Source organism: Streptomyces sp. NBC_00354 (assembly GCF_036106915.1).
Taxonomy (GTDB): Bacteria; Actinomycetota; Actinomycetes; order Streptomycetales; family Streptomycetaceae; genus Streptomyces.
In genome coordinates this window covers 7,382,467-7,395,941 of the sequence record NZ_CP107983.1, presented here as the reverse complement: position 1 = coordinate 7,395,941, position 13,475 = coordinate 7,382,467, and the positions used below count along the sequence as shown (strand labels likewise).

General features: G+C 73.7%; 12 protein-coding genes and 1 pseudogene. 3 read left to right on the top strand and 10 right to left on the bottom strand.

Annotated elements, in window-relative coordinates:
- Positions 1–46 precede the first annotated feature (46 nt).
- Together OHT74_RS33925 and kstD are read left to right on the top strand one after the other, a co-directional pair.
- Positions 47–1,171 carry an aminoglycoside phosphotransferase family protein gene (locus tag OHT74_RS33925; protein WP_266669917.1) on the top strand — a complete coding sequence of 375 codons (1,125 nt, stop codon included), beginning with the start codon at positions 47–49 and terminating at the stop codon, positions 1,169–1,171.
- A gap of 212 nt (positions 1,172–1,383) precedes the next feature.
- On the top strand, positions 1,384–3,228 hold the full coding sequence (gene kstD / locus OHT74_RS33920; protein ID WP_328622311.1) for a 3-oxosteroid 1-dehydrogenase: 1,845 nt from the start codon (positions 1,384–1,386) through the stop codon (positions 3,226–3,228).
- Positions 3,229–3,241: 13 nt separating this feature from the next.
- Here kstD and OHT74_RS33915 read toward each other — a convergent pair whose 3' ends face one another.
- The 5 genes and pseudogenes from OHT74_RS33915 to OHT74_RS33900 all read right to left on the bottom strand — a co-directional run bounded on the left by OHT74_RS33915 (position 3,242) and on the right by OHT74_RS33900 (position 7,958).
- Positions 3,242–3,742: a hypothetical protein gene (locus OHT74_RS33915; RefSeq protein ID WP_053787178.1), complete on the bottom strand. Its 501-nt coding sequence runs from the start codon at positions 3,740–3,742 to the stop codon at positions 3,242–3,244.
- A 140-nt stretch (positions 3,743–3,882) separates the two neighbouring features.
- A complete protein-coding gene (locus OHT74_RS33910; RefSeq protein WP_443047746.1) occupies positions 3,883–4,263 on the bottom strand; it encodes an SCP2 sterol-binding domain-containing protein in 381 nt (126 codons plus the stop codon).
- Positions 4,243–4,428: pseudogene (locus OHT74_RS42205) on the bottom strand (maleylpyruvate isomerase N-terminal domain-containing protein); the annotation flags it as partial. The pseudogene OHT74_RS42205 and the gene OHT74_RS33910, both read right to left, overlap by 21 nt.
- Before the next feature lie 142 nt (positions 4,429–4,570).
- On the bottom strand, positions 4,571–7,393 hold the full coding sequence (locus OHT74_RS33905) for an ATP-binding protein (protein ID WP_328622310.1): 2,823 nt from the start codon (positions 7,391–7,393) through the stop codon (positions 4,571–4,573).
- A gap of 145 nt (positions 7,394–7,538) precedes the next feature.
- The gene (locus OHT74_RS33900) at positions 7,539–7,958 is read right to left on the bottom strand and encodes an ACT domain-containing protein (protein ID WP_266669909.1); all 420 of its coding nucleotides are present in this window, start codon (positions 7,956–7,958) and stop codon (positions 7,539–7,541) included.
- Between the two features lie 26 nt (positions 7,959–7,984).
- Here OHT74_RS33900 and OHT74_RS33895 point away from each other — a divergent pair, with 26 nt between their 5' ends.
- On the top strand, positions 7,985–9,208 hold the full coding sequence (locus OHT74_RS33895; RefSeq protein ID WP_328622309.1) for a low temperature requirement protein A: 1,224 nt from the start codon (positions 7,985–7,987) through the stop codon (positions 9,206–9,208).
- Here OHT74_RS33895 and OHT74_RS33890 read toward each other — a convergent pair.
- The 5 genes from OHT74_RS33890 to OHT74_RS33870 all read right to left on the bottom strand — a co-directional run bounded on the left by OHT74_RS33890 (position 9,190) and on the right by OHT74_RS33870 (position 13,379).
- Complete coding sequence (locus OHT74_RS33890; protein WP_328622308.1) at positions 9,190–9,663, bottom strand: hypothetical protein; 474 nt, start codon at positions 9,661–9,663, stop codon at positions 9,190–9,192. The two genes, OHT74_RS33895 and OHT74_RS33890, sit on opposite strands and share 19 nt — an antisense overlap.
- A 135-nt stretch (positions 9,664–9,798) precedes the next feature.
- Positions 9,799–10,038 carry a DUF397 domain-containing protein gene (locus tag OHT74_RS33885; protein ID WP_328622307.1) on the bottom strand — a complete coding sequence of 80 codons (240 nt, stop codon included), beginning with the start codon at positions 10,036–10,038 and terminating at the stop codon, positions 9,799–9,801.
- 130 nt (positions 10,039–10,168) lie between these two features.
- Positions 10,169–11,344 carry a thiolase domain-containing protein gene (locus OHT74_RS33880; protein ID WP_266669902.1) on the bottom strand — a complete coding sequence of 392 codons (1,176 nt, stop codon included), beginning with the start codon at positions 11,342–11,344 and terminating at the stop codon, positions 10,169–10,171.
- On the bottom strand, positions 11,341–12,408 hold the full coding sequence (locus tag OHT74_RS33875) for a thiolase domain-containing protein (protein ID WP_328622306.1): 1,068 nt from the start codon (positions 12,406–12,408) through the stop codon (positions 11,341–11,343). Before OHT74_RS33875 ends, OHT74_RS33880 begins: the two co-directional genes overlap by 4 nt.
- On the bottom strand, positions 12,408–13,379 hold the full coding sequence (locus OHT74_RS33870) for a Zn-ribbon domain-containing OB-fold protein (RefSeq protein ID WP_328622305.1): 972 nt from the start codon (positions 13,377–13,379) through the stop codon (positions 12,408–12,410). Before OHT74_RS33870 ends, OHT74_RS33875 begins: the two co-directional genes overlap by 1 nt.
- Positions 13,380–13,475 lie beyond the last annotated feature (96 nt).

Below are 13,475 nucleotides of genomic sequence, written 5' to 3'. Positions count from 1 at the left end.
GGGTGGCGTACGCAACTCGTCGGCGCACGAAGGGATCCGTAACGCCATGTACGCAGCAACGTCCTCCGTGTCCGCCCCGGTTCGGCCGCATCGCACGCTCCAGGCGGGCGGCGGCCCCTACCTCGACCCCGGCCGCCAGGCGGCACCGGCGCAGGGCGCCGTACGGGCGCGGCGGATGCCCGGGGCCGGATCGCAGCCGCTCAGCGGAAGAATCGACCTCTCGGGGCCGCAGGGCGCGCAGCTGCGCACCGCGCTCGCCTCGGTGCAGCGCATCTGTCCGGAGTTCGCGCCGGTGCAGGTGCTGCGGCGCAGCGGCCGGTCGGTCCTCCTGGTCGGGACGACAGGCCGGATGACCGCCGTCGCCAAGGTTTTACTGGACCACTCGCCGGAATGGCGCGAGCGGTACCGGCACGAAATAGCGTCGTACCGGACGTTCGTCCGGCACCGCCCGCCGGTCCGGGTGCCGCGGCTGATCGCCGCGGACCCCGAGAACTGCACGCTGGTGGTCGAACGGATGGCGGGCCGGGTCGCGGCATTGCAGAGGCACCCCGTGGAGGCCCCGCCGCGGGCCGACGTACGGGCCGCGCTGGGCGCGGTGTGCCGGGTGAACCAGTGGCGTCCGCCGACCGATCTGTTCGGGGACCCGCTGAACTACGCGCAGAGGGTGGCGCGTTACCACGAGCTGGGGCTGCTCACCGACCGGGACCTGGGTGATCTGCAGAAGCTGCTGTGCGGGCTCAAACTGGCCGGCGTGCAGCGGCAGTTCAACCACGGTGACGCGCTCCTGTCGAACCTGCTGCTGTCCCCGGCCGGGCCGGTGCTGCTCGACTGGGAGCACGCGGGCTGGTACCTGCCCGGCTACGACCTGGCCACGCTGTGGACGGTGCTGGGCGACGCCCCGGCCGCCCGCAGCCAGATCAGCCGGCTCGCCCAGTCGGCCGGTCCGGCCTCGCGGGACGCCTTCCTGGTCAACCTGATGCTGGTGCTGACCCGGGAGATCCGGATGTGTGAGACGGCGGTCCAGCGCTCCATGCTGGCGACCGCCCCGACCCAGCCCCTGCCGATGGGCTCCCTGTCCTCCGGCGAGGAGCAGCGGCTGCTGCTGCGCCGTCTGCACGACGACTGCGGCATGGCCCGCAGGGCGGTACGCGCGGCGGTCGGGACCCGCTGACCCCGGCGGCCCGCACCCCGTACGAAAATCCCGTGGTGTACGCACTCGATGTGCGTACCACGGGATTTCGTGCGTTCGGGGCCGTCTCGGCCCGTCTCGCCACCCCTGCGTATGCCTTGACATCACATGATCCCCCGAACACCTTTTCTGACTCAGCATCAGACATGCTGGAGCCGCCGTCCCCGCCCTCCCCACTCCGCTGGAGCCCGCCCATGTCCGCAAGCGCCGGTCCCGTACGCCCCGGTCCCGTACTCCCTGATCCCGCGAGCCCCGGTCCCGTGCCGGCCGGTCCCGCGAGCCCCGCACTCCCCTCCCGCCGGACGGTCCTCGCCGGGGCCGGGGCGGGGGTGGTCGCGGCCGCCGTGCTGCCGGCGGCCGCCGCGCGGGCCGCGGACGGGGTTCCGCTCGGCGAGTACGACGTCGTCGTGGTCGGGTCCGGGGCTTCCGGGATGACGGCCGCGCTCACCGCCGCCAAGCGGGGGCTGAGCGTGCTGGTGGTCGAGAAGGCCCCGACCTTCGGCGGTTCGGCGGCGCGTTCCGGGGCCGGGATCTGGCTGCCGAACAACTCGGTGATCCTGGCCGCGGGGGTGCCGGACACCCCGCAGAAGGCGGCGGCGTACCTGGCGGCGGTCGTCGGCGACGGCTCGTCGGCGGACCGGCAGGCTGCCTTCCTCGCCAACGGCCCCCGGATGCTGGACTTCGTGATGGCCAACAGCCCGCTGCGCTTCCGGTACATGGACGGGTACAGCGACTACTACCCGAACCTCCCGGGCGGGCTGCCGAACGGCCGCTCCATCGAGCCCGACCAGATCGACGGCCATCTCCTGGGCGCCGAACTGGCCCGGCTGAACCCGGCGTACCTGCCGGTCCCGGCCGGGATGGTGGTGTTCAGCCAGGACTACAAGTGGTTGAACCTGGCGGCCGTGAACGCCAAGGGGCTGGCGGTGTCCACGGAGTGCCTGGCGCGCGGCACCAAGGCTGCGCTGTGCGGGCAGAAGCCGCTCACGATGGGCCAGGCGCTGGCGGCCGGCCTGCGGGCCGGACTGATACAGGCGGGGGTACCGGTGTGGCTGAACAGCCCGCTGGTCGACCTGGTGCAGGAGGCGGGCGCGGTCACCGGTGTGGTGGTGGAGAAGGAGGGCGTACGGGGGGTCGTACGGGCCCGCAAGGGCGTGGTCGTCGGCTCGGGCGGATTCGAGCACAACGAGCAGATGCGGGCGCAGTACCAGCAGCAGCCGATCGGCACCCAGTGGTCGGTGGGCGCCAAGGAGAACACGGGAGACGGGATCCGGGCCGGGCAGCGGGCGGGGGCTGCGCTGGCGCTGATGGAGGACGCGTGGTGGGGTCCGTCGATCCCGCTGCCGGGCGAGCCGTACTTCTGCCTCGCCGAACGCACCCTGCCGGGCGGGCTGATCGTGAACGGGGCGGGCGCGCGGTTCGTCAACGAGGCGGCCCCGTACAGCGATGTGGTGCACGTGATGTACGAGAAGGACCGGGGCGCGGTCGGCTCGCACATCCCGGCGTGGCTGATCGTGGATCAGAACTACCGCAACAAGTACCTGTTCAAGGACATCCTGCCGACGATCGTCTTCCCGGACTCGTGGTACCAGGCGGGCGCGGCGAAGAAGGCGTGGACCTGGGACGCGCTGGCCGGCCAGATCGGGGTCCCGGCGGGAGCGCTCCGGGCGACCCTCAACCGGTTCAATGCGCAGGCGTGGAACGGCACCGACCCCGACTTCCACCGGGGCGACACGGCGTACGACCACTACTACACGGACCCGGGGGTGCAGCCGAACTCGTGCCTGGCCCCGATCTGGGCGCCGCCGTTCTACGCCTTCAAGATCGTGCCGGGTGACCTGGGCACGAAGGGCGGCATCGTCACGGACGCGCGGGCGCGTGCCCTGCGGCCGGACGGCTCGGTGATCCGGGGCCTGTGGGCGGCGGGCAACGCGAGCGCGGCGGTGATGGGGCACAGCTACGCGGGGGCGGGGTCGACCATCGGCCCCGCGATGACGTTCGGCCATGTGGCGGCGAACGACATCGCGGACGCCCCCTGAGCGCCGGTGGCTGCTATCCCTGCTGGAAGAGCTCGGCGGGCAGCGGCTTCAGGAGGGCGTACAGGTCGTCGGTGATGGGCCGGTCCCAGCTCGCGATGGTGACCAGCACGTTGTCGCTGCGGTCGAACTGCACGCAGCTGATCCGGCCCTCGGAGAGCTTGATCTTCCGGACGATGAGGAGGTTGTCGCCCTGCATGACGGGGCAGTCCTCGGTGCCGGTGACCTCGACGTCCTCGTCGTTCTCGAGGGCGTCGAGGAGCTGGGCCACCTCGAAGGGGACCTGGCCCTCGGTGAGCTCCCGGGCCGGGGAGCCCTCGGGGAGGTTGCCGATGATCATTGCGGGGCCGCGTCCGCCGAACAGGTCGTAGCGGAGAAAGACGCCCTGGCAGCTGCCGTCGGGCGCGGGCAGCAGCCCGGCCCCGAGATTGCCCGGCCAGTCCCCCGGGTCCATGGCCAGGACGTCGAAGTCCGGGCCGGCGGGTGTGGCGGCGCGGTTGCGGCGGAGGAAGGACATGCCGCCATGGTACGTGCCCGCCCATGTTTTCCGGCCCCGGGCCCCGCCCATCCCCCGGAGGGCGCGCCTCCGGAAACCGGTCCGCTCGCGGCGGGGGTGGGGGGCTGCTGCGCGGGGCGCGGAGAGGCTTCGCGCAGCGGTCAGACCGGCGGGACCAGGGTGAAGTAGTGGGGCAGCAGGTCAGCGTCCCCGGTGACCGCCAGGTCGGTGGACGGGATCCGCCGCCAGAGGAACAGCAACAGGTCCGACGCCGTGCCCGCGGCCTCCACATCCACCGGGTCCGTGACCCCGTGCTCCACCAGGAGCCGCTCCCCCGAGAACGTGACCGTCCAGGACTCGGGACCGTCCGTCCGCCGGAAGCGGTACCGCTCCCCCGCCCCGGCCGGGGCCCGGTCACGGCACGCCAACGGGGCCATCGCCTCGAAGGTCTGCGGGACCGCGTCCACCGCGATCTCCGCGTCGACGGGCGCCGGCGCCCCGGTCGCGGACTGCGCGTCCCACCGGTGCACCGCCGGCTCGATGGTCTGCATGCGCAGCCGGAAGCCACTCGTGTGCGCCGCGCAGTCCGCTGCATCCACCGACCACGTCCACACCGGCACGTCCGGCCCCAGCTCCCGGAACAGGCCCTCCAGCTGCCGCGCGCCCTGCGCGAACCACTCCGTCAGCGCCTCCGGCACCGGCCCCCGGTTCGGCTCGGTCTCCGGCTTCGGCGATCACGTGCCGGATCGCCTTCTCGAAGGCCGGCGTCTCGTTGCGGAAGCGGGAGAGCCTCTGACTGTGGTCGATGACGTCCATGACGTCACCCTGCCCCCGCCGGTACCCGCCGTATCACCTTGAGCTCCGGGCGAACGCCTCCAGCGCCTCCGCGAGCCCGGACCGGTCCGTGCCCAGCTTCCGGTAGACGGGGGACAGGTCCCGGCCCCGCGCCGCCGGGTCGTCCCGTACGGCCATTTCCGCCACCCGGTATTCCTCCTCCGTCAGCCCGTCCTCCCGGACCGCAGCACGCGTCGCCGCAGCACCCTGCGCCGCCCCGCCCAGGCTCGCCACCAGCCCGTCCGCCCCGCACTCCCGCGCCGTCTCCGCCGCTCGCGCCAGCAGCTCCGCGTCCCCGAGCTCCGTACCCAGCGCGGCCAGCGCGCAGGCCAGCTCGTACCCGGCCGGCGAGGCCGACAGCAGCTCGACCGCCTCCGTCAGCAGCCCCACCCGCTCCTCCGGGGCCGCCACCTCCGCCGCCACCCGCAGCGCCTGCCCCACACCGGACGGGGCCCCGAAGGCGCGGGCCCGCCGTACTGCATCGGCGGTCAGGGCGCGCGCCCGGGCCGGTTCCTCCGCCGCCACAGCGCGGGCCAGGTGCAGCTGCCACGGGCACCAGGACGGGTTCTGGATCCCGCGCCGGCTCAGCCTGCGGTCCACCGCCTCGAGTTCGGCCGCCGCCGCCTTCGTCTGCCCACGGGCCAGGAGCAGTTCGGCGTACACGGTCTGCGGGTCGGGAAAGACCACGGCCGCCGGGACGGACTCGCCGAGCGCGTGCTCCCGCGCCAGCTCCCAGGCCTCGTCCACCCGTCCCCGCGCGAGCAGCGTCGTGGCGAGGATCGCGATGCTGTACCAGTGCACGGGCGTACCGCGCCCCACGCGCTCGGCGAGCCGCAGCCCCGCCCGGGCCAGCTCCTCGGCCTCCGCAAGGCGCCCGCGCCGGTAGCGGATGTACGCGCGCAGGCTGTACGCGAAGGACAGGTGCGCCCCGCGCCAGCCCTGCCGTTCGAACTCGGCGGTGCCGGCCTCGAACAGCGCCTCCGCCCTGCCGGGCCGGTCGGCGTACATGTGGACCATGGCGGCGAGCACCGGTACCTCGAAGCCGCGGTCCTCGTAGGCCCAGCTGAACTCCGCGCCCAGGGCCCGTACGGCGTGGTGCAGGACCACGTCCACCGGTTCGCCGCGCAGGCAGGCGTCCCAGGCGCGCAGCCCGATGATGTACCGCTCGGTGAGGTCGCGCCCGGTCAGCCGGTCGGCGAGCCGGGTCAGCCGGCGCGAGCGTGCCGGGGAGTCGGGCTCGACGGCGTCGAAGGCGTCCCACATGAACTGCTCGGACTGCAGGCGCAGTCGGGTCCGGGCGTCCGGGGTGTACGCGATCTCCCGCGCGAGCGAGTCCGAGGCCTCGGCAAGGCGGTCGCTGTGGGCGAGGACCTGGGCGAGCCGGATGACGATGCCCTGGCGCAGCGCGGGGTCGTCGAAGGGTTCGGCGAGCGCGGCCCGCAGGTGGTTCACGGTGTTGGCGGGTTCGGTGAGCAGGGAGGCGCAGCCCAGCTCGTACAGCACGGCCGCGCGCTCGTCGAAGTCCGGGGGCTCGCGCAGGGCTCGGGCGAGCTGGCGGCGGGCCGCCTCGGGGGCGCCGGCCCGCAGGTTCTCGGCGGCGGCCCCGCGCAGGGTCCGTACCACCCAGGGGTCGTTCTCGGGGTGGGTCTCCAGCAGGTGGCGGGCGGCGGCGGAAGCGCCGAGTCCGGCATCGACCAAGGCCACGGCGGCCTGTCCGTGGAGGGCGACGCGCAGTGCGTCGGGGATGGCCCCGTAGAGGGCGGTGGCGATGAGCGGATGGACGAACTCCAGTCCGGCGTCGGGCTCTTCGCCGGGGCCGGACAGGATGCGGGCCTCCCGCAGCCGTCCGGTGGCGTCGGCCGCCTCCTCGGGGCCGAGTCCGGCGACCTGGGCGGCGAGCTCGTGCCGGATGGCGGTGCCCAGGACGGCGCAGGCCCAGGCGAAGCGGACGGTGGAGGGGCCGAGGCGTTCGAGGCGGGCGACGAGGCCGCTGCCGCGCTGGGCGGCGGCGAGGTCGCGCAGCAGCGGGGCGCTGACCGAGGTGGGCGCGAGGCCCTTGTCGCGGACCTTGGCGGTGAGCTCGACGGCTTCGAAGGGGTTGCCGGTGGTGACGGCCCAGGCCTCCCGGCAGAAGGCGTCGTCGGCGTGGTCGCCGACGGCCTCGCGGACCAGGGTGGACACGGCGGCCTCGGTGAGCGGCGCGAGGGCCAGCGGGCGGTGTCCCGCGCGGCCGGGCAGCGTACGGAACGCCTCGGCGTGGGCGGGCAGTTCCTCGGGGCGGTAGGCGACGACGAGGAGCAGCGGGAGGTGTTCGGCGCGCGGGGCGAAGGCGGCGAGCCAGGAGAGGGATTCGGGGTCGGCCCAGTGGGCGTCGTCGAGGACGAGGGCGACGGGGGCGCGCTGCACGGTGAGGTGGGTGAGGACCCAGTCGAGGCCGTCGCGCAGGCCCTGGGGGTCGGGCGGGGCGCCTTGTTCGGGGGCGCACAGGCCGAGCGCGGGGCCGACGATGGAGTACCAGCTGCCGAGGGCGGCGTGCAGTTCCGCCTCGGAGTGGCCGGCCAGCTGGGGCTGGATGAGCTGGCGGGCGACGTGGAAGGGCTGGCTCTGCTCCTGTTCGCCGCCGCGGGCGGCCAGAAGGGTGTAGTTGCGGGCGAGGGCGCGGCGGCGCACCTCGGCGAGGAGGGTGGTCTTGCCGAGGCCCGCGGGCCCGGAGAAGGCGAGCAGCGCGCCGCCCGCGCCGGGGCCGGCACCGGCGTCCGTGCGGCCGTTGCCGTTGGAGCCGGTGAGCTGCTCCAGGGCTTCGTCCACGGTGGCGAGTTCCGCCTCGCGTTCGAACATATTTCGCCGTTTGCGGGTCCGGCGTTCCGTCATGGCTGGTACCCCCCAGGCCTGTTCGGGGCATCAGCGTACGCCCGCGCACCCATGGGGGAAGGCCCTCTGCCGGGAAAGATCGGAATCTTTGGTATCGGGCCGTTGCAGGCCTTTACGGGTGTCCCTCTTGCGCCGAACGGGTTGCCAGTTGCTCCAGTACCGCGACGGCCTCGGCCGCCCGCTCGGCGGGTACGAAGAGGTGGTCGTGGTGGTGGCCGGCGATGACGTTGCAGCTGAGTCCGTGCGCGGCGAGCTCGGCGGCGAAGGCACCGGTGAGGCCGACGGCGTCGAGGGCGGAGTGGATGCGCAGGGTGATCCACCCGGCGGTGTAGTCGTAGGCGAGGCCGGCGGCGTCGGCGTCCTCCTGGCGCAGGACCAGGGTGAGCCCCTCGGCTTCCAGGACGGTGGCGACGGGGGTGGTTCCGGAGGGCGGTGCGGTGGCGCCGGGGATCGTGCAGAAGACGTACCGCCCCTCGTGCAGTTCGGGGCGCATGCCGCTCAGCAGTTTCCTCAGGTCGCTCTCGCCGCTCATGTAGCCACCCTACCTATCATCCCGTTATGACCGATTCCACGCCGGCAGGGTCGGCTCCTGCGGAAGGCGAACGGCACGCCTCCTGGCTGGAACTGTTCTTCGACCTGACGGCGGTGGCGGGCGTCGCCCAGCTGGCGCACCTGCTTGCCGGCAGCCCCGGCCGCGGCGATGTCGCGCTGTACGTGGTGATGTTCCTGGCCTTCTGGACGGGCTGGATGCTGTTCACGGTGTACGGGAACGTCAGCGGCGAGGAGGCCCGCACGTGGACGGTGCTGGCGGGGATGTTCGGCATGGCGGTGATGGCGGCCTCGGTGCACGGTGTGCGGGAGGACCGGGCAGGGGCGTTCGCGCTCGCCTACATCCTGGTGCGGTCGCTGGCAGGCAAGGCGTGGGAGCGGCGCGGGGAGTACGTGCCGGACCTGCCGATCACGCAGCTGGGGCTGGGGCTGACGCCGTGGATCGTGTCGATGTGGTTCGACGGGACGGCCCGGTACGCGCTGTGGGCGCTGGGGCTGGCCATCGACCTGGCGGTGATGTTCTCGGTGTCCGGCACGAGGCTGGCCGCCCGGGTGGACGCGCAGTACGCCCAGGAGGCGGCGCGCAGGCGGCGGGCCGGGCCCAAGCCGGTGGCGGCGCTGATGGACGCGCCGCATCTCGGGGAGCGGCTGGGCCTGTTCCAGCTGATCGTGCTGGGCGAGGCGGTGGCCCAGGTGGTGGCCGCCGCCTCGCAGGCGGAGTGGGACGCGGCACTGTACGGGGTCGCCATCGGCGCGTTCCTGCTGCTGCTCCTGCTGTGGTCGCTGTCGCTGCGGCACGGGGCGGACGGGGTGCCGCTGCTGGCGTGGGACGTCCTTCCGGTACGGCTGGTGCTGCCGCTGCACTGCTTCGTCGCGGGCTCGGTGGCGGCGCTGGCGGCGGCGCTCGGCAACGCGGTGGAGTACACGGACCATCCGGTTCCGGAGTCGGTGCGGTGGCTGCTGTGCGGGAGCCTCGCGGTGTACCTGGCCATCGCGGGGGTGGCGGCGGTCGGCTCGGGCCGCGGGACGCGGGAGGTTCTGCTGCTGGTGGGGCCGTCGCTGGCCGTCGTACTGGTGGCGGGGGCGGTGGCCCGGGAGGCCGCGGCCGTACAACTGGTGTGGCTGCTGGTGCCGGCGGCGGCGTGGCCGCGGGTGATGCTGGAACGCCTTCCACGGACGCCGCCGCCCCCTCAACAGACCTCTCAACAGACCTCTCAGCCCCCGCCCTCGTAGACCCGGCGGTGCCACCAGGCGAGGGGGCGGCCCCTCCAGTCGGTCCACCGGTCGGCGGGCGGGTCCGGTTCCGGGAGGGTGCGCCGGCGGAACTCCGCGTCCAGGCCGTGCAGGACGCGGCCCAGCGCGGTGCGCGCGACGGGTGGCAGGGTGTGGTGGAGATCGGCGAGTTCGTCCCGGACGACGGCGATGTCGTCGCGCGCGCATCCGGGGCAGGCAGGGCACGGGGAGGGGGCCGGAAACAGGGGGCTGCCGGGGCGGCCCAGGAAGGCCCGGTACCGCGTCAGCAGGTCGGCGACCTCGTCGCCCCGGCCGGGCCGGGCCCAGTGGACCGCCGCTGCGGCGGCGGCCGGGAGCCGGTCCACGGAGGGCAGTTGCCATGCCCAGGCGGGCGGCCTCCGGTCCTCGTACGTTCCTCGTTCGGCGCGCAGCGCGCCGGGCCGTCTACGCGGCATCGCCCTTTCGGCGGGTGATCGTCATACCGGCCACCCTCGCACATCGGGGCGGCCGCGTCAGGCGGATTTGCGGCGGCGCCACCGGCGCGGCGGCTCCGCGTCCGGTGGTGCGCCGCGTCGGTCGGGCCGTACCGACTACGTCAGGTCGAACTCCCCGCCCCGCGCGTTCATGACGAACTTGCGCCACTCGTCCGGCGCGAAGATCAGCGAGGGGCTCTCGGGGCGGTCGCCGTTGCGCATCGCGATGAACCCCTCGACGAAGGCGATCTGGACGTCGCCCGCTCCCCGGCTGCTCGACTGCCAGTCCGCCTCGCTGAGATCGAGGTCGGGCTTGTCCCAGCCGGCCAGAGGCTGCGAGATCATGCTTTCGGCCACGTGCGTGCTCCTCCCGGTACGTCGTCCGGGGGCCAGAGTAACCATCGCAGCGGGTGCCGCACAGGCCACGGTGAGTCACCCGTGGCCGGTCCGGCACCAGCCGCGCGCCCGCCGGGAAGAGCAATTCCGTTCAGGAAGCCGGGGCCTGCGCCCCCACCAGCCACATCGCGAAGAACTGCGCGCCGCCGCCGTACGCATGGCCCAGGGCCCGGCGGGCGCCCGGAACCTGGTGTTCACCGGCCTGGCCGCGGACCTGGAGGGCCGCTTCCGCGAAGCGGATCATGCCCGAGGCGCCGATCGGGTTGGTGGACAGCACCCCGCCCGAGGGGTTGACCGGGAGGTCGCCGTCGAGTTCGGTGACCCCGGCCTCGGTGAGCTTCCAGCCCTCGCCCTCGTCGGCGAAGCCCAGGTTCTCCAGCCACATCGGCTCGTACCACGAGAACGGCACGTACATCTCGACGGCGTCGATCTCGCGGCGCGGATCGGTGATCCCGGCCTGCCGGTAGACATCGGCCGCGCAGTCCTTGCCCGCCTGCGGGGAGACGAAGTCCTTGCCCGCGAAGAGCGTCGGCTCGCTGCGCATCGCCCCGCCGTGCACCCAGGCCGGCGGCCGTGGCGAACGGGCCGCGCCCGCCCGGTCGGTGAGGATCATCGCGCAGGCCCCGTCCGAGGAGGGGCAGGTCTCGGAGTACCGGATCGGGTCCCACAGCATCGGCGAGGCCTGGACCTTCTCCAGGGTGATGTCGTGCTCGTGCAGGTGCGCGTACGGGTTCTTCAGTGCGTTGCGGCGGTCCTTGTAGGCCACGAGCGAGCCGACCGCGTCGGGAGCGCCCGTACGCCGCATGTACGCGCGCACGTGCGGGGCGAAGAACCCGCCGGCGCCCGCCAGCAGCGGCTGCTGGAAGGGGACGGGCAGCGACAGCCCCCACATGGCGTTGGACTCGGACTGCTTCTCGAACGCGAGGGTCAGGACGGTCCGGTGGACCCGCGCCGCGACCAGGTTGGAGGCGACGAGGGCGGTGGATCCGCCGACCGAACCGGCGGTGTGGACGCGGAGCATGGGCTTGCCGACCGCGCCGAGGGCGTCCGCCAGGTACAGCTCCGGCATCATCACGCCCTCGAAGAAGTCGGGGGCCTTGCCGATGACGACCGCGTCGATGTCCGCCCAGGTCAGCTCGGCGTCGGCGAGGGCGCGCGCCGCGGCCTCGCGGACGAGCCCTGCGATGGAGACGTCGTGCCGGGCGGCGACGTGCTTGGTCTGGCCGATCCCGACGATCGCGACCGGCTCCTTGCCCGACGTGCTCATGCGGGGTCCCCTTCCAGGACGGCGACCAGGTTCTGCTGGAGGCAGGGGCCGGAGGTGGCGTGTGCGACGGCCCGGTCGGACTCGCCGCGGTGGATCCGGGCGGCCGCCTCGCCGATCCGGATCAGGCCGGCGGCCATGACCGGATTGGCGGCGAGGGCCCCGCCGGAGGGGTTGACGGCCACGTCCTCGCCGAGCCCGAGGGCCTTCTTGAGAACGACCTCCTGGGAGGAGAACGGCGCGTGCAGTTCCGCCGTGTCCACCGGGCGTTCGAAGACCCCGGCGTGCTCGGCGGCGATCCGGGTGGACGGGGAGTCGGTGAGGTCGCGCAGGCCCAGGCTGTGGGCCTCGATGCGGTGGTCGATGCCGGTGATCCAGGCGGGCCGCCCGCAGAGCCGCCGCGCGGTGTCGCCCGCAGCGAGGATGACGGCGGCTGCGCCGTCGCCGATGGGCGGGCAGTCGCCCGTACGCAGCGGCCGGACCTGGTAGTCGCCCTGCGGGACGGCGCCGCCGAGCTGGGCGTGCGGGTTGGCGGCCGCCGAAGCCCTGCTGCGGGCTCCGACGGCGGCGAGGGCGCCCTCGTCGGTCTCGCCCGCGTCGATCAGGGCCTGGGCCTGGAGGGCGGCCAGGGCCACCGAGTCGGGCCAGAGCGGAGCGAGGTAGTAGGGGTCGAGCTGCCGGGTCAGGACGTCGCGTACGGATCCCGGCGAGGACTTCCCGTACGAGTACACCAGCGCGGTGTCGGCCTCGCCGGTCTGGATCTTGACCCAGGCCTCGTAGAGGGCCCAGGCGCCGTCCATCTCGACGTGCGACTCGGAGATCGGCGGCCAGGCGCCGACCCCGTCGAGGGTCATGGTGAAGGAGAAGGCGCGGCCGGCGAGGTAGTCGCTGGATCCGGAGCAGGTGAAGCCGATCTCGCCGGCCTTCAGACCGGTCTGGGCCAGCACCTGGTGCAGGACCGGCATGACCATCTCGACTTCGCTGAGTTCGTCGGTGCTGCGCCGGTGGTCGCTCTGCGCGAAGGCGACGACGGCGACGTCGCGTGCGTACCTGCTCGTCGCGGGCATCAGATGAGCTCCTTGTACGCGTCGTAGTCGGCGTCCGGCTCGCCGGTGGGGCGGTAGTGGTCGGGGTGGCGGCCGCCTTCGGTCCAGACGGGTTCGACGCGCAGCCCCATGCGGACCTGGTCGTACGGGATGCCGCCGATCCGGCCGTGGAGGGCGAGGTCGGCGCCGTCGAGGGCGATGTGGGCGTAGACGTAGGGGACTTCGAGGGCATCGTTCATGGCGTTCCGGGCCTTGATGTTGACGATGCAGTACGTGGTGACCGTGCCCGCCGGGCCGACCTCGACCTGGTCGGTGGTGGCGACCCCGCAGGTGGGGCAGGCGCCGCGCGGCGGCACGTACACCTTGTGGCAGGAGGGGCAGCGCTCGCCGACGGTCCGCCGGTCGGCGAGGGCGTTGATGTAGGCGGTCTGGGCGCGGCCGGGGCTGTACGTGTAGTCGAGGCGGGCGGCGGCGACGATGCCGGTGACGGCGTCGGCGAACTGTCCGTCGTGCGGGGCGGCTTGCGCGGAGGCGCTGCCGTCATGGGGCGCGAAGCAGGCGATGTCGGTGATGGCGCCGCTGCGTTCCCCGGCCCAGCGGATCCGGACCCGCATGCCGGTGCGGACGGCCTCGGGCCCGGGGGCGTCCAGGGCGTGCAGGATCGCGGTGTCCGCGCCGTCCAGGCGGACCAGGACCCAGGCGAAGGGGGTGGCCAGGGGCTGGTGGGGGCGTGGGGCGCCGTTCCAGGCCCAGGTGGTGACGGTGCCGGTGGCGCCGACCTCGACGAGCTCGCGGATCTCCTCGGCGGTGACGGGGTCGTACTCGACGGGCGGGACCATCACCGTGCCGTCGGTGGTCCTGACGCCGAGGACGACGCGCTCGCGCAGCCCGGTGAGGAAGGCGCTCTGGACCGGCCCGAGGGAGCGGGTGAAGGGGAACTCGACGACGAGGGGCGCGCGGAGCACCTCGGGTGGGGGCGCGGCTGCTGTCATGGCTGTCTCTCCGATGGTCTGAACGGCTGGGGCGGGGATCTCGCGCCGGGCCACTTGCGGACGGCCGGCGGCCACGTCCTGACGGCCGGCGCCACG